Annotated in this window: 20 protein-coding genes; 12 read left to right on the forward strand and 8 right to left on the reverse strand. The window is 62.5% G+C overall.

What is annotated here, in order from left to right; genetic code table 11:
- Window positions 1–179 precede the first annotated feature (179 nt).
- The 7 genes from ABXR19_RS10190 to ABXR19_RS10220 all read left to right on the forward strand — a co-directional run bounded on the left by ABXR19_RS10190 (window position 180) and on the right by ABXR19_RS10220 (window position 6840).
- Window positions 180–1718 (forward strand): DUF4129 domain-containing protein, encoded by a 1539-nt coding sequence (locus tag ABXR19_RS10190; protein ID WP_354601013.1) that lies wholly within the window; start codon window positions 180–182, stop codon window positions 1716–1718.
- Window positions 1711–3189: a DUF4350 domain-containing protein gene (locus ABXR19_RS10195; protein WP_354601014.1), complete on the forward strand. Its 1479-nt coding sequence runs from the start codon at window positions 1711–1713 to the stop codon at window positions 3187–3189. Before ABXR19_RS10190 ends, ABXR19_RS10195 begins: the two co-directional genes overlap by 8 nt.
- Window positions 3186–4157 carry an AAA family ATPase gene (locus tag ABXR19_RS10200; protein ID WP_354601015.1) on the forward strand — a complete coding sequence of 324 codons (972 nt, stop codon included), beginning with the start codon at window positions 3186–3188 and terminating at the stop codon, window positions 4155–4157. The genes ABXR19_RS10195 and ABXR19_RS10200 overlap by 4 nt, the downstream gene beginning before the upstream one ends.
- A gap of 232 nt (window positions 4158–4389) precedes the next feature.
- Window positions 4390–5697: a DUF58 domain-containing protein gene (locus tag ABXR19_RS10205; RefSeq protein ID WP_354601016.1), complete on the forward strand. Its 1308-nt coding sequence runs from the start codon at window positions 4390–4392 to the stop codon at window positions 5695–5697.
- Window positions 5698–5745: 48 nt separating this feature from the next.
- Window positions 5746–6096 (forward strand): hypothetical protein, encoded by a 351-nt coding sequence (locus ABXR19_RS10210; protein ID WP_354601017.1) that lies wholly within the window; start codon window positions 5746–5748, stop codon window positions 6094–6096.
- 54 nt (window positions 6097–6150) lie between these two features.
- Complete coding sequence (locus tag ABXR19_RS10215) at window positions 6151–6480, forward strand: hypothetical protein (protein ID WP_354601018.1); 330 nt, start codon at window positions 6151–6153, stop codon at window positions 6478–6480.
- A 90-nt stretch (window positions 6481–6570) separates the two neighbouring features.
- Window positions 6571–6840 carry a YceK/YidQ family lipoprotein gene (locus ABXR19_RS10220; protein WP_354601019.1) on the forward strand — a complete coding sequence of 90 codons (270 nt, stop codon included), beginning with the start codon at window positions 6571–6573 and terminating at the stop codon, window positions 6838–6840.
- A gap of 173 nt (window positions 6841–7013) precedes the next feature.
- On the opposite strand, the gene ABXR19_RS10225 is transcribed toward ABXR19_RS10220, so the two are convergent.
- The 8 genes from ABXR19_RS10225 to ABXR19_RS10260 all read right to left on the reverse strand — a co-directional run bounded on the left by ABXR19_RS10225 (window position 7014) and on the right by ABXR19_RS10260 (window position 13062).
- Window positions 7014–7409, reverse strand: a complete 396-nt coding sequence (locus ABXR19_RS10225; protein WP_354601020.1) for a DUF3597 domain-containing protein — start codon at window positions 7407–7409, stop codon at window positions 7014–7016.
- Between the two features lie 256 nt (window positions 7410–7665).
- The gene (locus ABXR19_RS10230) at window positions 7666–8244 is read right to left on the reverse strand and encodes a hypothetical protein (RefSeq protein ID WP_354601021.1); all 579 of its coding nucleotides are present in this window, start codon (window positions 8242–8244) and stop codon (window positions 7666–7668) included.
- Between the two features lie 9 nt (window positions 8245–8253).
- Window positions 8254–9111, reverse strand: a complete 858-nt coding sequence (locus tag ABXR19_RS10235) for a DUF4349 domain-containing protein (protein ID WP_354601022.1) — start codon at window positions 9109–9111, stop codon at window positions 8254–8256.
- Window positions 9112–9168: 57 nt separating this feature from the next.
- Complete coding sequence (locus tag ABXR19_RS10240) at window positions 9169–9813, reverse strand: HAD hydrolase-like protein (RefSeq protein ID WP_354601023.1); 645 nt, start codon at window positions 9811–9813, stop codon at window positions 9169–9171.
- 47 nt (window positions 9814–9860) lie between these two features.
- Complete coding sequence (locus ABXR19_RS10245) at window positions 9861–10160, reverse strand: type II toxin-antitoxin system RelE/ParE family toxin (RefSeq protein ID WP_354601024.1); 300 nt, start codon at window positions 10158–10160, stop codon at window positions 9861–9863.
- A 2-nt stretch (window positions 10161–10162) separates the two neighbouring features.
- The gene (locus ABXR19_RS10250; RefSeq protein WP_354601025.1) at window positions 10163–10447 is read right to left on the reverse strand and encodes a CopG family transcriptional regulator; all 285 of its coding nucleotides are present in this window, start codon (window positions 10445–10447) and stop codon (window positions 10163–10165) included.
- Window positions 10448–10651: 204 nt separating this feature from the next.
- Window positions 10652–11884: a hypothetical protein gene (locus tag ABXR19_RS10255; RefSeq protein ID WP_354601026.1), complete on the reverse strand. Its 1233-nt coding sequence runs from the start codon at window positions 11882–11884 to the stop codon at window positions 10652–10654.
- 68 nt (window positions 11885–11952) lie between these two features.
- Entirely contained in the window at window positions 11953–13062 is a 1110-nt protein-coding gene (locus tag ABXR19_RS10260; protein WP_354601027.1) for an AIR synthase-related protein, read from the reverse strand.
- A gap of 302 nt (window positions 13063–13364) precedes the next feature.
- Here ABXR19_RS10260 and hda point away from each other — a divergent pair, with 302 nt between their 5' ends.
- The 5 genes from hda to pcnB all read left to right on the forward strand — a co-directional run bounded on the left by hda (window position 13365) and on the right by pcnB (window position 18502).
- Window positions 13365–14051: a DnaA regulatory inactivator Hda gene (hda, locus tag ABXR19_RS10265; protein ID WP_354601028.1), complete on the forward strand. Its 687-nt coding sequence runs from the start codon at window positions 13365–13367 to the stop codon at window positions 14049–14051.
- A 38-nt stretch (window positions 14052–14089) separates the two neighbouring features.
- A complete protein-coding gene (locus tag ABXR19_RS10270; RefSeq protein ID WP_354601029.1) occupies window positions 14090–14800 on the forward strand; it encodes a histidinol-phosphatase in 711 nt (236 codons plus the stop codon).
- A gap of 89 nt (window positions 14801–14889) precedes the next feature.
- Window positions 14890–15273 carry a DUF6394 family protein gene (locus ABXR19_RS10275; RefSeq protein WP_354601030.1) on the forward strand — a complete coding sequence of 128 codons (384 nt, stop codon included), beginning with the start codon at window positions 14890–14892 and terminating at the stop codon, window positions 15271–15273.
- Between the two features lie 10 nt (window positions 15274–15283).
- Complete coding sequence (locus tag ABXR19_RS10280; protein WP_354601031.1) at window positions 15284–16996, forward strand: NAD-binding protein; 1713 nt, start codon at window positions 15284–15286, stop codon at window positions 16994–16996.
- A gap of 141 nt (window positions 16997–17137) precedes the next feature.
- Window positions 17138–18502 (forward strand): polynucleotide adenylyltransferase PcnB, encoded by a 1365-nt coding sequence (pcnB, locus tag ABXR19_RS10285; protein ID WP_354601032.1) that lies wholly within the window; start codon window positions 17138–17140, stop codon window positions 18500–18502.
- Window positions 18503–18505: the final 3 nt, after the last annotated feature.

An 18505-nucleotide genomic window follows, 5' to 3' on the forward strand; every position in this document is an offset into this window, starting at 1 on the left:
CAGAGCCGCTCTGCGCCTTGCTCTTCAGCCTGCATGCCTGAAGAAGTCCGTCCGCTGCGGCTCTTCGGCACACCTCCTTCGACAAGACGCCACGGCGCGTGTTCTACGTAGGTGCGACTTCAGTCGCACTCCCGGTGGCGTGCGACTGAAGTCGCACCTACGAAACCATGGGAGCCGCCATGGAGCTTGAGCGCCTGTCCGTCGCCCTGCGCCCGCGCACTCACTGGGAAGCGCTTGATCTGGGCGTGCGTCTGGGCATCCGCCATGCCCGCCCGCTGTATGCCGCCTGGTTTGCCGTGACGCTGCCGACGGCAGCCGTGCTATGCCTGATTTTTTCGCTGTGGCTGGGTGACATCGCCTTGGCGATTTCCCTGATGTGGTGGCTCAAACCGGCCTTCGACCGTGTTGCGGTGCATGTCATCAGCCACACCGTTTTCGGTGAGACGCCGAGCGTGCGTGCCACCCTGCGCACCCTGCCGAACTTGCTGTGGAACTCGCGCCTGCTCGCCGCGTTGACCTGGGGCCGCTTCAGCATGACGCGCAGCATCCAGCTGCCGGTCGACGTTCTGGAAGGCCTGCGCGGGCGGGCTGCACGTCAGCGCAAAGCCTTGCTGGGCCGGCGCATCAGCGGTGCGGCACGCTGGCAGACGATCATCTGGCTGCATCTGGAAGGCATCCTGTGGCTGGGCCTGCTTGGCCTGATCGCGATGCTGATCCCGCAATCGATGTGGCCGGATTTCGAAAGTCTGGGCCAGATGTTCACGCACGCCCCCTGGTGGTTCTCGCTTCTGCTCAATCTGCCGCTGCTGCTCTGCAGCCTGCTGCTGGAGCCGCTCTACGTGGCCGGTGGCTTCATGCTTTACATCAAGCGGCGCACCGATCTGGAAGCCTGGGACGTGGAGCTGCAGCTGCGCCGTCTCAATCGCGCCCACGCGGCCGAGCGCGCCAGCGCGCTGACCAGCAGCTTTGTCGGCCTGCTGCTGTGTCTGACGATTGGCTTCGGCGCGATGGCCCCACACCCGGCACTGGCAGCGGATAGCGTCGCCCTGCGCGAGCAGGCGGTGGAGCGCAGTGCGCAGGAAATCAAGAGCGTCATGCAGGATCCGGCCTTCGGCAAGGAAGAGGCGGATCGCGAACTGCGCTGGCGCGACGACAAAAAGAAAAAGAATGAGCCGAGCAAGCTGCCGGATTGGCTCAAGGGCGTGCTCGACAGCATTGCCAGCGCCGCCAAGTGGGTTGGTAACGCCTTCGCCATGCTCGGCCGGGTCGGCGGCTGGGTGCTGATTCTCAGCGTCGTGGCCATCCTCGTGTACCTGATTTCACGCTTCGGCTGGATGGCCCGGCGCGGCACGCGCTATGTGCCGCCGGCGGAGCTGGCTGGCTTCGACATCCGCCCGCAATCCCTGCCCGACGACATCGCCGGTGCGGCCCTGAAGCTGGCGCGCAACGGGGACACGCGCGCGGCGCTGAGCCTGCTGTTCCGCGGCACGCTATCGCGTCTGGCGCATCAGGAACAGGTGCCCTTTGCGCGCGGCGACACCGAGGGCGACTGCCTTGGCCGCGTGCGCCAGCACACGCCCGCGCGCTCCGCCTTCCTCGCCCGCCTGCTGGGTTGCTGGCAGCGCCTGGCCTACGCGCACCAAGAGATCGGCGCGCACGAAATCGAAACCCTGTGTCAGGAATGGTGGCGCGAATTCGGCGGAGGTGCGCGTGAATAAGGCCCGCCTGATCCTGATCGCTGCCCTGCTGGTGCTGCTGGGCGCGCTTGGCTGGTATCTGTACGACAATCTGACCTGGCACGCCACCACCAAGCGCACCGGCTATTCAAAAGAAGCCCTGCGCAACGATTACCACGCAGGCATGTTGCTGCTGAGCCGCCTCGGCTATCCGGCCGAGCGCAGCGAAGATCTGACGCGTCTGAACGATCTGGCGTCCGACAGCACGCTGCTGCTGAGCGGCCACGAGAGCTTCGCCGACCCGGCCCTGCGCGCCAAGTTGCTCGGCTGGATTGAACGTGGTGGCCATCTGGTTTTGCCCTTGGCCGAGCAAGACGACAAAGACCCCTTGCTCGCTGCGCTGGGCGTCAACTTGCGCGGCAACCTGTCTTACGCGGAAGAAGAGCGCGCCTTGCTGATCGAAGGCCGGCACCTGAAGCTCAAGCTGCGCCACACTCCCGTTTTCGATCTGGATGACAACGCGATCTGGAGTGTCGATCTGCACGGCAGCTTTCCGGAAAGTTCGGACGACGAAGAAGCTCGGATCTTCACCGTCGGCGAAGCTCCGAGCGGCGGCTCGCACAGCCAGGGCGGCAGCGGCACCTGCCCCGCGCCGGCCACTGCCCAGAGCACGCCCGACGAGACCGCCGCACCTGTGGGGCTGGCGCCACATCCCGAAACCGCCGGGCTGGCGCCTGCACCCATCGGGCTTGCCGGAGAAGCGCAGCCCGCACCAGAGGCGCAAGCCGCCGGAGACGTGGACGAGGCCGAAGCAGAATCCGAAACAGAACCTGAAGTCGACATCGATTCCGACTCAAGCGTCACAGACGAAAGTGCAGAGGCCGGCGAAGTCACCTCGATCTACGCCCGCTTCCGCCATGGCAAGGGCTACGTCACCGTTGGCGACTTCTCGCCTTTCGATAACGACAGTTTGGCCAAGGCCGATCACGCGCCCTTCTTCATCCGCCTGCTGAGCCTGCCCGAAGGCAAGCGGCCGGTGCTGATGCTCTTCGCACCGGATTATCCGGGCCTGCTCGAATGGCTTGCCGCGCATGCGCCGGAAGCCTTGCTTGCGCTCGCCATCCTGATCATCGCCGGCCTGCGCCGCGTCGCTCCGCGCTTCGGCCCGCTGCTGCCGGAGCCAGCCCCGGTGCGCCCCGGCCTGGGTGAACACCTCGCCGCCAGCGGCCATTTTCTGCTCAAACAACGCGCTTACGAGCCGCTGATCGCGCCGCTGCGCGAAGACGTGCTGCGCCAGCTCGAAGCCCTGCAACATCGCCACCCCGAGATCGACAGCCGCGAGGCACTGGGAGAACATCTCACCGGCATCAAAGCCGGCGAAATCCACCGCGCCCTCACGCCCGAGCCTGACTCGCATCACGAATTCCTGCGCCGCTGCCAGACCCTGGCTCTGCTGCGCGATCACTGCAAGCGCCTGCGCCAACCCACTCTTGATTCCAGGACACAGCCATGACCCTGCCCACCACGCCCCTTGAAGCCACCGAACTCGCGCGCAGCCTGCGCGCCGAAATCGCCCGTGTCTTCGTCGGCCAGAATGCCGTCGTCGAACACGCCCTGTGCGCACTGATCTCGGGCGGGCACATCCTGCTCGAAGGCGTGCCGGGTCTGGGCAAAACACTGCTGGTCAAAGCGCTGGCCAAGACCTTCGGCGGCGACTTCTCACGCATCCAGTTCACGCCCGATCTGATGCCCGCCGACGTCACCGGCCACACCTTGTACGACACGCGCAGCAGCCAGTTCGTAATCCGCCGTGGCCCGGTTTTCGCCAATCTGGTGCTGGCCGACGAGATCAACCGCGCGCCGGCCAAGACCCAGGCTGCGCTGCTCGAAGTGATGCAGGAAGCGCAGGTCACCATCGAAGGCAAAACCATCCCGCTGCCGCCGCCCTTCCTCGTGCTGGCGACCCAGAACCCGATCGAGCAGGAAGGCACCTACGCCCTGCCCGAAGCACAGCTCGACCGCTTCCTGCTCAAGGTACTGATCGACTACCCGACGCTGGACGAGGAGCGTGCGCTGGTCAGCGCCTCCTGCTCCGGCCGCACCGGCGACAAGCTCGAAGTCGATGCCGTGCAGCAAGTTGCCACACCCGAACAGCTCATCGCCATGCAGCAGATCGCCGCTGGTCTGCGCGTGGATGAAGCCGTCCTCGATTACGCCGTGCGCATCGTGCGCGCCACCCGCGAATGGCCCGGCATCGCCATCGGCGCCGGCCCGCGTGGCGCCATCGCCCTGGTGCGTGCCGCTCGCGCAATGGCCTTGCTCGCCGGGCGCGATTTCGTCACCCCAGACGACGTGAAGCGCATCGCCCTGCCGGCCCTGCGCCACCGCATCAGCCTGGTGCCGGAAGCCGAAATCGAAGGCCTGAGCATCGACGGTATCCTCACCAGCCTGCTGGCACGTACTGACGCACCGCGCGCTTGAGTCGAGTCATGAACTCATCCTTCCTATCAAGCGGACAGGCTGAGCGCCCACTCAGCAGTCCCCTAGCCCTTCAAGGGAGAGGGCTAGGGAGAGGGTCCAGTCTCACAATTAACACTCAAACCGTGTTTGACGCTCACACCCCCATCCCAACCTTCCCCCTGACAGAGGGAAGGAGCCGTCTTGCCTTATCGCGCAACACGGTCACCCACGCCACAGAACTAAGGGCGCCAGCATGACCCTGCCCTCCAACCGCCTCCTCACCGCCCTGGCCGTCTGGCTCGCTCTGGCGATTGCCACGGTCTTCCTGCCGGCGCTCAGCCCGTGGTGTGGCGGCCTGGGCGCGGTGCTGCTGCTGTGGGCCACTGCCGACTGGCTGTTGCTGCGCGCCCAGCCCTTGCCGGCCAGCCAGCGCGTGGTCAATGCCACGCTGGCGGTGGGCGAATGGTCGCCCGTGGAGATTCGCCTGCACTGGGCCGGATCAGTGCCGGCGCGGCTCAGCGTATTCGATCATCATCCGGCCGGCTTCGCCCAGGAAGGCCTGCCCGGCCAGATCCTCACCGCCGGCAATAACAGCTTCGCCCTGCGCTACCGCGTGCGCGCCCTGCTGCGCGGCGACCATCAATTCGGCCAGATTGAGCTACGCATCGTCTCGCCCTGGCAGGCCTGGCTGCGTCAGACGAAAGTCGGCGAAGCGCAGGATGTGCGCGTCTATCCCAACTTCGCGCCACTCGCCCGTCATGCGCTGCGCGCCGTCGATTACCGCAACGCGCGCTTCGGCCTGCAGCAACGTCGGCGGCGTGGTCAGGGCATGGATTTCTCGCAGCTGCGCGAATACCGCGAAGGCGACTCCATGCGCCAGATCGACTGGAAAGCCACGACGCGCATGGGCAAGATGATTTCGCGCGAGTATCAGGACGAGCGCGACCAACGCATCCTGCTGCTCGTCGACTGCGGCCGACGCATGGGCGCGCGCGATGGCGAACTCTCGCATTTCGACCACGCCCTGGATTCGGTGCTGATGCTCGCCTACGTCGCGCTCAGTCACGGCGACCGCGTCGGCCTGATGACCCTCGGCGGGCCCGAACGCTACCTGCCTGCCCAACACTCCGGCGCCACCGTCAGCCGCATCCTGCGCGAAACCTACGACCTGCAACCCACGCTGCAAGTCAGCGATTTCGAACGCGCCGCCCAACAACTGCTGCTGCGCGAACGCAAGCGCGCGCTGGTCGTGCTGATGACCAACCTGCGCGACGAAGACGATCAGAGCCTGATCGCCGCCACGCGCCTGCTCGGCAAACGCCATCTCGTACTGGTCGCCAGCCTGCGCGAATCCGCACTGGATCGCGCCCAGAGCGAGGGCATCGAAAATGCCCACGACGCCGCGCGCCTCGCCGCCGCCGTCGGCTACGCCCGCCGCCGCGAAGCCGCCCTCAAACGCCTGCGCGCCGAAGGCGTGCTGTGCCTGGACGTCGCGCCCGAAGATCTGGCGATTGAAACCGTGAATCGCTATCTGGCGGTGAAGGCGGCGAGCCAGTTGTAACTCACGCGTTGCGCTGAGACGTGAGGAATGCCATTCGGGAGAGTTTCAATGAATGAAGACAAAGACGAGCGCAAGCCTCTTTCGACTCGACTGCTTCAATACACTTGGCCTCTGATCGCAACGCCTGTCCTTATGGTGTTCTGCCTTGGGTTGATCTACCCGCGACTTCCCGCAACAAAGCCCGGCTGGCTGACCTTCTTCGGCACTGGCGGGTTGCTCGCGTTATGGGGATGTCTTGCCATGATCTTCAATGCTTGGCTTCAACGCCAAAAGCACTTTCGCTCGCTCTACACGTCCATAGCGGCACTCGTGATGATTGCGATGGGTGGCGGGATACTTTGGTTCTGTATTGAGCAACAGGATTTCATCGCGGCCAACTTCGCATACTGGCATTTTTAGCAAATTCGCTTTCCCAGACACAACTTCAAATACTACCTATCCAAGGAAGCACAAATGCCCAAGGATTTTCAGTTGTTCATCGCAGTGTGGATCGCCCTCGGAATCGGAAGCGCTCTGTTTTTCTTCCTGAACAGGAATGCTGCGCTGAAACGGCGAGTGCTCCCGCTATTCATCATCGTGACCAGCGCACTGTTTCTTGGCTTCATCTGGTTTTCGTCGAAATCCACACAAGTTCTCCAGTTTATGGGACCGGCGGTAGTGTTGATCGCAATCCTGAACATCCGGACTATCCGTTTTTGCGACGATTGCGGCCGGACTATTCACAACCAGAACCCGTTTTCAAGCCCGAAATTTTGCTCAAAATGTGGGGCAAAAATTAAGTAACGAAAAGTAGCTATATCCGGTATCCCCTCACTCAGCGGCCTCTTCAGCCCAATCAACCCACAGGCGGCTCACTCGCCATAAGGAAACAACATGCACCGCATCCGGACAATCGCCGCCAATGCCACCATGGTGCTTTCGCTATCAGCCTGCGCCTCGATCTATGGTCTCAGTTGCAGCGGCGCCTACGCCTGCTCCAGCGACAAGGTGATGGCGGGCACTCAGATTGATGCCGCTCTGGTGGCAGGCGCCGCCAGCAATTGCTCGACTGAATGCTGGATGGGCGTGCTGGCCGCCATCGACTTCCCGTTCTCGTTTGTTCTGGACATCGTGGTCCTGCCCTATACCCTAAGCACCCGCTAAACCAACATCACTGCGTAGAGCCATTCCCGGCAAGCATCTCCAGCCACCCTGCCCGTCCACTGCCTGCAGGCCCTTGCCAGATGTGGCTCTCCAGCACTTGCATCATTGCTCAAGACAAGAAAAAGGGGCTGACGCAAACGCGACGGCCCCTGAACACACTATCTGACGATATTTCAGTCGAGCAAATCCGCCGGAATGTTGCCGCCATTTTCGGCCAGCTTCTGCAGCACGGTTTTGTGCAACCACATGTTCATCTGCGCGGAGTCGCCCATTTTTTCTGCCGGGCAGCCCAGCTCGGTCGCCAGTTCCTTGCGGCTCGCCAGGCTGCTGTCCAGCCCGAGCAGTTTCAGCAGATCGACGATGGAAGTTTTCCAGTTGAGTTTTTCTGCGTGACTGCCGGCCAGGGCCTCAAGTTTGGCGACGACATCCACCACAGCAATAGCCACGACCGGTGCTACGCCGGCGGCCGCCGCTGCCACGGCGGGGCCAGGCGCAGCAGGCGTGGTGGTGGCAGCGGCTTCATCGCCGCCAAAACCGAGTTTCGAGAGAATCTTGCCGAAAAAGCTCATGATTTTTCCTTTCAGGGTCGGGTGACTTGAAAGCTCTTTATAGCAGCCAAAAGTGTCCCCTCGTCGCGAGCTGGCCGATTGGTACAAACGGCCAGTTTCCGCCGTTTTCTGTGGCACAAAAGAACGTCCAAGCTGGAATCAATCACATCCCCGAAAGCCGCCACCAGTAAGCCTCTACAGCCACCCTGCCCGCTAAGACAATACCCATGGGCCTGTCACGGCAGGCCAGCTGAAGACCCAACCCAGATGCGGATCTTCAGGCAAAGTGCCAGAAATAATAGAGATAGAAGCTACTCCAGCCCGCCATACACAGACCTTGCCTGAAGCGCACCGACATGGCCGGAAAAGCCCGGCAGATCAGGCGCACCAGACCGGCCACGGCCAGAAAGCGCAACAGGCGCGCCGGCACGCTGATCGCCAGAAACAGCCACAGGCTGGCCTGCTGCGCGCCCGACTGCACGGCGTAGATCTTGTACGGCACGCCGGTGAGCGGGCCGGTGAACAGCGCCAGCGCTCCCTGCTCGCGCAACTGTTGGCCGACGGCTTCGCACATCGCCAGGCTGATCGCCGGAATCTGTTGCAACGTGGCCAATGCCGAAGGCGCCGCCAGCCGGCCCCAGCCATACATCAAGACCCCGCCCAGCAAGGCGCCGCCGAGCGCCCACAAACACGCGCGCCAGACCTGCGCCCAAGGCCGGCGCAAGGCCAGCCAGCTGAGCAGCACATCGGGCACGATGAAAAACAGCGTGGCTTCGGCCAGCCCCCAAAAACAGGCCAGTGCCACGATGGAAGACGGCAAGCGTGGCGGCAGGTGCCGGGGCGAAGAATCCGTCATGCGCAAGCTTCAGGCTGGCTTGCTGTCACGCCGCGCCCGGCGCAGACGCCACAGGCGACGCAGGCCCCAGAAAACCACTCCACCGATGACGAACCAGGGCAAGCCACCGGCCACGAAGTACATCAATGCAGCAAGGCTATCTGCAAAAACACGGCCCAGATTGTTCCAGGCATTGCGAATCGGCTCCCAGGAACCCGGCCGGGCGATAGAAGCCGGCGTGCGGAAATTGATGTCAAAACTGGTTTTCTTGGTCACCGCCAGCGTGGCACGCATCTGGCCTTCAGCCGAATCGATCTCGGTCTGCACCCGCGCCAGCTCGCGTTCCACTTCGAGCAGTTCGCTGAGTTTGGCCACATTGCGACTGGCGACCAGCGCACGCAGGCGATCACGCAGCGCCTTCTGATTGTTGAGGCGCGCCTGGATGTCGACCACCTCGTTGGTTCGATCAGTCTGGCTCATCTGATGTTGTGCCAGCTTGCCCAGACCGCGCAGGGTGTCGAGCAAGCCACCGGCCTGCGCCGGCACGATGCGTAGCGAGAGATTCGCCGTACCCAGATCGCCACGCTGATTCTCGATCCCCGCCGCAACCACTTCGCAAGCAGGCAACTTGCACGCCTCCAGCCGCTCACGCCACACGCCCTCCAGCTTGTCTGCCGCTACTTCGATCACCACTATGTGACGCAACTCGATGTGACGCGGCACTGCCGCCTCAGCCTCCGCCGCCGCGCCCGCACCATCAGCGGCAGCACTGCGCGCCTGCATCGGCGCAACGGCCGACTTGGCCATCTCGCCAGAAAACTCCTGCTTATTGCCGCAAGCCGTCAATACCAGCACCGCGAATACCCCACACACAAGCTTGCGCATCATTCTTCCTTTCGAGAAATTCAGTCGTGCTGCTTCAACGGGCGAGCCGTCGAAATCGGGCTAGGCAAGCAGCGATGGACAAAGCTCGTCAGGCTGCTTGAACAGATAACGCGGCTGCCCGGCCGACAGCTCGGCGTGCGAACCGAAGCCCCACAGCACGCCCGCCGCGCTGAGCCCGTTGCGCTGCCCAGCATCGATATCCACGTCGCGGTCGCCCACCATCAGACTGGCGGAAGTCACCGTGCCCTGCGCGACGAGGCCGGCGATCTGCTGCCATTTGTGGATGCCCACATCGCCGCCGCTGACGAAGCGGAAATACTCGCGCAGGCCAAACAGATCCAGAATCCGCTCGGCGAAATCGGCGCGTTTGGAGGTACACACGGCCAACGGAATGCCGCTGGCGTGCAGCTGCGCGAGCGCTTGCGGAATCCCGTCATACACCACATTCTCGGCATAGCCGATGTCGCCGTAACGCTCGCGGTATTTGGCGACCAGCTCGCCGATGTGCTCAGTCGAGGTGGTGCCGGTCAGCTGCGCCAGACTCTGATCCAGCGGCGGGCCGATGCACGGCGCCAGATCGGCCAGCTCACGCTCCGGATAACCGAAATGCGCCAGCGCGTAGTTCAGCGAACGGCCGATGCCCTGCAGCGGATCGCTGAGGGTGCCGTCCAGATCGAAGAGGATGAAGTCGTGGGCTGTGCTCATGTTTGATGTGTGTGGATGGATGTTGTTCGGTCTGGAGCGGCTTGGCGCTAAGCGTCTCGTGCGTAACCTGCCTCGCGCTGACTGCGCAAAGCCAGCACAAAAACCGTATCGATCTCGTCCAGATAACGATACAGCGCAAGATAGCCGCGATTGTTACGCCCCACGACCAGCTCGCGCAAGCCGCCTTCTGTGGGTCTGCCAATCAAGGGATTGTGCTCCAGCGCGGCAATCGCCTGAATGATTTCCTGGATGCGCGCCGCGACATTTGCCACCTCGTATTGCGCCAGGTGGGTGTAGATCCGCTCGATATCTTCGGCGACTTCCGGCGCCAGTTCGATGCGCGCCACGCTCAGCGCGCCAGCTTGCGGGCCTGCGGCGTCTCGGTCGCCTTGCCGGCGAGCTTGTCTTCCAGGTAGCTGCGCATCTCGGCCCACGGGATCGTCTCGCCAGTAGCCACAATCTTCGCATAGCGCTGCCCGGCCAGCTCCTCGAAGTCCTTGCGCCGCTCGGCCAGCTCAGCCTTCTCGGCAATCGCCTCAAGGATGAAGCTGTGCGCAGTCTGATTGCTGTGCGCCGCCACGCGGGCGATGCGCGCCTTCAGGGCCTCGGGCAAACGGATGGTGGTGGTGGACATGGCAGACTCCTGAGAGGATTTTCTGCACTTTAGCACAAGGCGTAGCACAGACGTGCTACTCGCCATAAAGGCATGAGGATTGCCCCCTACACCTCTGGAGAGCCGCATGCAGCGGGCGTCTCCGGGATACCTGCCTGCACAGCCTTGATGGATGGGCCTTTGCGGCCGGTTCGCGTGCGCGGTGCGCGCCCTACTCGGTTGCATTTAGCGCGTCCTATGTGCCGCGTCATATACAAACTCAAAGAATGGTTCTAACGCCAATACCGCATCGTCGGACCTCCCAGAGAACTCTCCCTCGCATTCGACAACTTCATTCATGATCGGCGACTGCGACAACCAACGCTGAATACCGTCATCAGGCGCGGGCAAACTCCGGCCTGAAACGCCCTCCAGTCCTGCAATCCAACGGTAGGGGCCTGAAACACCTAGGCGTTCAAGAAACGCTGCAGCCTCTTTTAAGACGACGCAGAACTCATCCTCATCAAACAGCACTTTTGACGGATCGCATGACAATAAAATAGTGTCGGTAGTCCAAACTTCCCCAGACCTGAATCCATAGAACGTCGCGGGAGTTTTATCACCATCAACGTTCATGCATGTTCCAAACCCATCGTCTCCACGAACAAAACTAAGACTCCCATCACGCGACCAGTTCACAGGACGCGGAATGTGCCCATTCTGGCGCAGAGCGCGTTCAATTTCAGTACTCAACCATTGCTTGGCTTGTACATGTTTCGGCATCAACCGAAGCCACATGGCGGCCCCACTATTCAAACGGATTGGTTCGGGCTTTTTAAGTTGTATCTGTGAATGAGTAAACCCAATCGGGTCATTTTCAGCCCTGAATCTAGCCCTCCCAGACATAGGCTCCTTCGCCTGAAATAAAGCTACAGGCGGCTGCATTTCTTTTAACGCCCCGCTCACAAAAACTGCTTGTAGCGCCTCTTTGAAGGCCTTCACCAAACCTTGCCGAGCGGTCTTTCTAGCTGTTTCATCCGCGCTATCAGGACAGCAAAACTGAATCGGGTTACGCAAATGCCGCATATCGAAGGGCATTGACTCACCAGTCGGCTCACCATGCGCAGTATTCATAACCGGCACAATTCGTGAATGGGTCAATGACTTGAGTGCCCAACCATACTCAATCAGCACGTTCGGATTCGGTGTAGGCCTACCATCCGCACGCGACCCAACAAAGGTCAAATCCGGTACAAATATGGCTGCTTCATCGATCTTGTTGAAAATTGTTTCAACAATGGGCGGCGAACCGGGAACGTTTTTGGTGTCCTTGTCCAGCTCCAGTTCTTCTCGTATTGCCTTATCAATCTCGGCATCGCTACTCAACTCTGCAATGGCTTGCTGGAGCGCTCTTTCGATCAGATTCCGACACGTCTTGGTTGATCGATCAGCCTGCCAAGAATAGAAAATTTTTGCCATCGAAATGTCCTTCGTAAAAAAACCGACACGGTCGCCCGGGTCGGTTTTTCGTTAGCTGTCTATGACGATTAAGCCCGCAAATGCAACTCATCCGCCGCATAAGTCAGGTTCAGCGGCTCGATCACGACCTGCTTCGGGCCGGCTTCGACGCGGCCGGCGACCCAGGCTTTGACGCCCAGTTCGTTGGCGATGCGTGCGACTTCTTCGGCCTGCTCGGCGGCGACGTAGAAGGCAAAACCGGCGCCCATGTTGAGACTCCCGTAGGCTTCGCGGTCATCGATGCCGGCGTGTTCCTGCATGAAGCTGAGCACCGGCGGCACGTCCGGCAGGGTGTGGATGCGATAGGTGAAGTTGCCGGGGTGACGCATCATCTTGCGCCAGCCGTGGCCGGTGATGTTGGCCGAGTAATGCGGCACGATGCCGGCGGCGAACAGGGCCTCGGTGACCGGCACGTAGAGTGTGGTCGGATCCAGCAGGGCTTCGCCGTAAAGGCGGCCGTCCGACAGTTTGGTGGCGTAGCCTTGCGGCAGACGCTCGACCAGCTTGCGTGCCAGACTCACGCCGTTGGCGTGGATGCCGCTGGAGGCGAGCAGCACGATGGCGTCACCCGCGCCCATTTTGTCGCCCAGGGTCAGACGATCCCGCGAGGGAATGACGCCGACCGAGGAGGCTGCCAGATCGATGCGGCCGGCTTCGACCACGCCGGCCAGCGCGGGCGTTTCGCCGCCGCCCCAGCTGACTTTGCACACGTCGCAGGCCTGCTGCCAGCCGGTGACCAGATCGACCATGCGCTGCTCGTCGGCAAACCATTCGCTGCCGCCGGCGGACCAGTAGGCGTGCACCGACAACGGCGTGGCGCCAACAGTGATCAGGTCATTCACGGCCATGGCGATAGTGTCCTGCGCGATGGCGTCGTAGTGCGTCTTGCCGGTGATGGCGCGCACGGCATCGGCGACCAGTGCCTTGGTGCCGAGGCATTCGGTGATCGAGGCGATCAACGTGCCGCCGATGTCCATCACGTAGGCCGATTCGCCGCGCGAGGCCGGGATCTCGCTGACACCGTGCCCGGCAAGGTTGCGGGCCGTGGCGCTGGCAGATTTCTGGGCGAGGATCTTGAGCGGATCAATCTTGCTGTAATCGACGCCAGCAGCGGCGTAATCGAGAGGGGTCTGGGCCATGATAGGGAGCTCGGGCAATCGGGAAAGTGCGGCATTTTACCTGCTCAGACGCTTTGCCGCCCGACTACTTCCCGCTTCGCGAGAAGGGAAATGTCTGCCGGCATTTGAGTTCAGCCCCCGGCCCGGTAAGATTGCGCCCTCGCCTACGAACATGAAAATCATGCTCGTTTCCCTCACCCCCAACCCCTCTCCCCAAATGAGAGAGGGGAGTGTCGAGAAGTCGCTCTGCAACTTTTACGCAAAACTCCGCCGGATTCCGCCATGTTCGTGCCCGCCTACCGCGCCTTGCCCAGCCAGTTGCCATGCAGCAGCTGACGCTCGACGTGCGCCCTCAGGTGCCAGCGACGCTGGAAAACTTCGTCGTGGGCGACAACGCCGCGCTGATGCTGGCGCTGCGCCGCCAGATTGCGGCGCGTGACGGCAGCTGGCTGTATATCTGGGGAGCGCCGGGCACCGGGCGGAGTCATCTTCTGCACGCAGCCCTCTCGGAGAGCCGCGCCAGTGGCCGGCCTTCAGCCTATCTGCCGGCACAGCAAGGCTCCGCACTGCTGATGGAGGATGGGCTTGTTGCGGCGCTGGACGACGTGGATCAACTCGACGAAGCCGGACAGGCGGCATTATTCCGCGCGCTGATTCAGGCGCGCGAAGCGCAGGGCTCGCTGATTCTGGCAGGCAGTGCACCGCCCCAGCAACTGAAGCTGCGTGAAGACGTGCGCACGCGCATCGGCCAGGCGTTGATTTTCGAAATCCAGCCGCTGAACGACGACGCCAAGGGCATGCTGCTGATCGAACACGCGGGCGCGCGCGGCATGCTGCTGGACGCCGATATTGTTGAATACCTGCTGCGCCACGGCCGCCGCGATCAGCTCTGGCTGATGAATGTGCTCGACGCACTGGACGACGCTTCGCTGACCCAGTCACGACCGGTCACGCTGCCTTTGCTGCGCGAAATCCTGCACGACGAATGCGAACCGGGCCTGCCTTTTTGACGCCTCATCCTTAACACCTAACGCCTCACCGAAACACCATGAACCTCGCTCTCTTCGATCTCGACAACACCCTCCTCGACGGCGATTCCGATCACGCCTGGGGCCAGTTCCTCTGCGACAAAGGGGTCGTCGACCCCGTGGAATTCAAGGCACGCAACGATGCTTTCTACGAGCAATACAAGGCCGGCACGCTGCAGATCAACGAATTCCTCGACTTCGTCCTTGCCCCGCTGGCCAGCCGTTCACGCGAAGAACTGATGATTCTGCATGACGAGTTCATGAATGACGTAGCCTTTGGCATGGTCAACGAAATGGGCAAGCAGTTGGTGAACTGGCACCTGGCACAGGGCGATCTGTGCGCCATCGTGACCGCCACCAATGCCTTCGTGACCGAGCGCATCGTGCGCTACTACTTCCACGTGCCGCACCTGATCGCCACCGTGCCGGCCCTCGATAACGGCCAGTTCACCGGCAAGGCGCGCGGCACGCCAGCTTTCCGCGAAGGCAAGGTCACCCGCGTGAATGCCTGGCTGGAATCGATGGCGCTGGATCTGGGCTGCTTCGAAAAGAGCTGGTTCTACAGTGATTCGCTGAACGACGTGCCGCTGCTGGAAGTGGTGAGCGACCCTGTCGTCGTCGATCCGGATGCAGGCCTGCGCCTGCGTGCCGAGACTCTGGGCTGGCCGATCATCAGCTTGCGCGGGCGCGATGAAGAAGGCGCGGGCGAAGGCATCATCCTGAAGGCTTGAGATGGCAGCCCTGCCCCCTTCGGGCAAGGCCACCTCGCGCCCCGCAGCTTGCTGGCAGGATGTAAATAACCAACCCGGACTTCATCGCCATGAACCTTGAAAAAGTTATCTTCGGCTTCTTCATCATCCTCGCCTGCACGCTGAATTTCGGCTTCGTTATCGGCGATCTGGACCGAGTGGACCTGCATCATCCCTCAGAGCTCTTTGCTGCACTGGTCGTCAACCTGATTGCTACCGTGCTCAAGTTCGGCGACCGCACTCACATCGGAGCGACTCATCTGGCAACCAGTCTGGTCGCGCTGGTCCAGCTGGTGGCAGCAAGTCTGGTGTGGACATGGCAGCTGTACATTCACCAACAGCCGATGGACGGAAGCATCATTTCCGTGGTGGTTTCGCTGTCGGCGGGTGCGCTGGTTGCCAACATGATTTCGGTGATCCTGCTGATCGGCGAAACCCTCAAGCAAAGCCGCTAAGGCTGCCAACGTGGGTGACGTACTGTTCATCGCGCTGCGCCGACTGCGCACGCCGCTGATCACGCTGATTCTGGCTTACGCGATTTCGGTGGCCGGCCTGGTCGCGATGCCTGGTCTGGACGCGCAAGGGCAAGCTGCGTCGCTGAGCTTCTTTCACGCCTTCTATGTCGTCAGTTACACCGCCACCACCATCGGTTTCGGCGAGTTGCCTTTCGTCTTCACCGATGCCCAGCGCGCCTGGATCACGTTCACGATCTATCTGTCGGTCACCTGCTGGGCGTATGCACTGGGCAGTATTTTCGCGCTGGTGCAGGAAGCGGTATTCCGTACGGCCATCGCGCGCAGCAGCTTTGCCCGCCGGGTACGCAGGCTGGACGAACCGTTCTACATCATCGCTGGCTATGGCCAGAGCGGTACGGCCCTGGCGCATGCCTTCGACGAGCTGGGCACGCGCAGCGTTCTGATCGAACTGCGCCCCGAACGCGCCGCTCGGCCCGATGTGGAGATCTACCACGAACCGCCGCTGTCGCTCTGCGCCGACGCCCGCTGGCCCGACGTGCTCCAGGACGCTGGCGCGGCTCACCCACGTTGCAAAGCCCTGATCGTCCTGGTGGGCGATGACGAAGCGGCTCAGGCGATTGCCATCGGCGCGGCCGCGCTGGCGCCCGAACTGACGATCATTGCCCGGGTGCACAGCACACTGGCTCGCGCCAATCTGGACAGTTTCGCGAATATCGCCGTCATCGACCCCTTCGATACCTTTGCCATCAATCTGGAGATGGCGCTCGCCACCCCGGCGGTGCTGTGGGTGGAGGAGTGGCTATCCAGCGTGCCCGGCAGCGCCTGCCCGGAGCCGCCCGTCGTGCCACAAGGCCACTGGCTGGTGCTGGGCTACGGGCGCTTTGGCCATGCAGTGGCGCGCGCGCTGGAACGTACCGGCTCAAGCTGGACAGCTATTGATTCGAACGACCGGCTGGCCGACGAACCCCACCTGCAGCACAGCGACAACTCGGTCGACAGCCTGCACACTGCCGGCATCGAGAACGCCGTAGGCATCGTGGCCTGCACGGACCGCGACGCCATGAACCTCGCGCTCGTCACCCGCGCCCGCAAACTCAAACCGGGTCTGCACGTCATCGTGCGCCAGAATCACGTGGCCGAGCGCAGCCTGATCGAAGCGGCGCGTGCCCATCTGTGCTTCGTGAAATCCGAAATCATGGTGCGTGAATGCCTGCAACTACTGGTTTCACCGCTGCTCAACCGCTTCCTGCTGCAGGTACGCAAACACGGCTCGCAACTGGCCGAGCAGATTGCCGTACGCCTGCTCACCGAACTGGAAGAACGGGTGCCGCATATCTGGGTCTTCGATTGCGAACCCGCTCACCCCGGACTGCGCGCCGTGCTCAACGGAGAGACCGCGCACCCCTTGCTGCTGCGCGAACTGCTGATCAATCCTGTCGCCCCGCCCGAAACACTCCGAGCAGTGCCACTACTACTGCTACGCGGAGAAACCGAGACCATGCTGCCCGCCCTCGACGCCAAGCTTCAATCGGGCGACCGCATCCTGTTTGCCGGTCGCGGCGGGATAGAGCGGCTGCAACACCGCTTCTACCTCGACCCAAGCCCGCTGGAGTATGTGCGCAGTGGCATTGAGCCGCCACGCAGCTGGCTGTTTCGCACATTGCAGGCGCACTTGGCGGAACGACGGGCCAGAAAGTCTTGAGCGGGCAATCACTCAACCGCCCCGTCACCCACCCGCAGCCCCCACGTGCAGCGAGGGATTCTGGGACAATCCGCCGCCGCCCGGTATACTCTTGATTTTCCACGCACCCTTACTAGGGCCACGGCCCCTCTCGACACAAGCATGATTCGAAAATTGCTGCGCAAGGTATTCACCCGAAGTGCTGCCACATCACACGCCAAAGGCACGCCAAAAGCCAAAGGCGTAGTCGTCTCCCTCGATCAGCATGGCATCCATCGCGAGATGGTTTCGCCCGCCTCGCGCAAGATCTGCAGCACGCTGCAGGAGGCCGGCTTCACCGCCTATGTGGTGGGTGGTGCGGTACGCGATCTGATCGCCGGCATCGAGCCCAAGGATTTCGACATTGCCACCAGCGCCACGCCCGAACAGGTGCGCCACCTGTTCCGCCGCTCGCGCATCATCGGCCGGCGTTTCCGCATCGTGCATGTGATGAGCGGCCCGGAGACGATCGAAGTCTCCACCTTCCGCGCCCTGCACGATGATGAGACGGTAACCGACGAACATGGCCGCGTGCTGCACGACAACGTGTATGGCTGCATCGAAGACGACGCCACGCGGCGCGATTTCACCGTCAACGCCCTGTATTACGACCCGACCAGCGAAACGGTGCTGGACTATCACAAGGGCGTGGCCGACCTGAAAAAGAAGAGCATGCGCGTGATCGGCGATCCGGCCACGCGTTACCGCGAAGACCCGGTGCGCATGCTGCGCGCCGTGCGCCTGGCGGCCAAGTTGGGCCTGAAGCTCGATCCTGCTGCGAGCAAGCCGATCCGCGAGATGGCCGATCTGCTGCACAACGTGCCGGCGGCGCGCCTGTTCGACGAAATGCTCAAGCTGCTGGCCAGTGGCTTCGCCGTCGTCAGCGTCAAACGTCTGCGCGACGAAGGCCTGCACCACGGCCTGCTGCCGCTGCTGGACGTGATTCTGGAGCAGCCACAGGGCGAGAAATTCGTCTGGCTGGCACTGGAAAACACCGACGAGCGCGTACGCAGCGGCAAATCGATCTCGCCCGGCTTCCTCTTTGCCTGCCTGCTGTGGCATGAAGTGCTGGCCAACTGGACGGCGCGCAAGGCCAACAAGCAACACTCGCAACCGGCGCTGTTCGAAGCCATGGATGAAGTGCTCGCCTCGCAGGCCGAGAAACTCGCCATCACGCGCCGCATCGCCGGCGACATCACCGAAATCTGGGCCCTCCAGCCGCGCTTCGAGAAGCGTGCCGGCAAGGCGCCCTTCCGCCTGATCGAGCAGCCACGCTATCGCGCCGGTTACGACTTCCTGCGCCTGCGCGGCGAATCGGGTGAAATCGACATCGAACTGGCCGACTGGTGGGATCGCTTCGCCCACGCCCACACCGACGAGCGCGAAGCCATGCTGGTCGCCGACAAGAAGAGCGACGCCCCGCGCAAACGCCGCGCCCCGCGCCGCAAGCCTGCGGACGGTGGCAGCAGCAGCCCGGCTGGAGAATAAGCC

It is taken from the genome of Uliginosibacterium flavum (assembly GCF_040566545.1).
GTDB lineage: Bacteria > Pseudomonadota > Gammaproteobacteria > Burkholderiales > Rhodocyclaceae > Uliginosibacterium > Uliginosibacterium flavum.

Bases quoted from the DNA above. Each gene is read 5' to 3' on its own strand.
- ABXR19_RS10255 (WP_354601026.1), bottom strand. From the start codon at position 11,884: ATGGCAAAAATTTTCTATTCTTGGCAGGCTGATCGATCAACCAAGACG.
- ABXR19_RS10230 (WP_354601021.1), bottom strand. From the start codon at position 8,244: ATGACGGATTCTTCGCCCCGGCACCTGCCGCCACGCTTGCCGTCTTCC.
- ABXR19_RS10200 (WP_354601015.1), top strand. From the start codon at position 3,186: ATGACCCTGCCCACCACGCCCCTTGAAGCCACCGAACTCGCGCGCAGC.
- pcnB (WP_354601032.1), top strand. From the start codon at position 17,138: ATGATTCGAAAATTGCTGCGCAAGGTATTCACCCGAAGTGCTGCCACA.
- ABXR19_RS10220 (WP_354601019.1), top strand. From the start codon at position 6,571: ATGCACCGCATCCGGACAATCGCCGCCAATGCCACCATGGTGCTTTCG.
- ABXR19_RS10260 (WP_354601027.1), bottom strand. From the start codon at position 13,062: ATGGCCCAGACCCCTCTCGATTACGCCGCTGCTGGCGTCGATTACAGC.
- ABXR19_RS10225 (WP_354601020.1), bottom strand. From the start codon at position 7,409: ATGAGCTTTTTCGGCAAGATTCTCTCGAAACTCGGTTTTGGCGGCGAT.
- ABXR19_RS10205 (WP_354601016.1), top strand. From the start codon at position 4,390: ATGACCCTGCCCTCCAACCGCCTCCTCACCGCCCTGGCCGTCTGGCTC.
- ABXR19_RS10235 (WP_354601022.1), bottom strand. From the start codon at position 9,111: ATGATGCGCAAGCTTGTGTGTGGGGTATTCGCGGTGCTGGTATTGACG.
- ABXR19_RS10240 (WP_354601023.1), bottom strand. From the start codon at position 9,813: ATGAGCACAGCCCACGACTTCATCCTCTTCGATCTGGACGGCACCCTC.
- ABXR19_RS10270 (WP_354601029.1), top strand. From the start codon at position 14,090: ATGAACCTCGCTCTCTTCGATCTCGACAACACCCTCCTCGACGGCGAT.
- ABXR19_RS10190 (WP_354601013.1), top strand. From the start codon at position 180: ATGGAGCTTGAGCGCCTGTCCGTCGCCCTGCGCCCGCGCACTCACTGG.
- ABXR19_RS10215 (WP_354601018.1), top strand. From the start codon at position 6,151: ATGCCCAAGGATTTTCAGTTGTTCATCGCAGTGTGGATCGCCCTCGGA.
- hda (WP_354601028.1), top strand. From the start codon at position 13,365: ATGCAGCAGCTGACGCTCGACGTGCGCCCTCAGGTGCCAGCGACGCTG.
- ABXR19_RS10210 (WP_354601017.1), top strand. From the start codon at position 5,746: ATGAATGAAGACAAAGACGAGCGCAAGCCTCTTTCGACTCGACTGCTT.
- ABXR19_RS10250 (WP_354601025.1), bottom strand. From the start codon at position 10,447: ATGTCCACCACCACCATCCGTTTGCCCGAGGCCCTGAAGGCGCGCATC.
- ABXR19_RS10275 (WP_354601030.1), top strand. From the start codon at position 14,890: ATGAACCTTGAAAAAGTTATCTTCGGCTTCTTCATCATCCTCGCCTGC.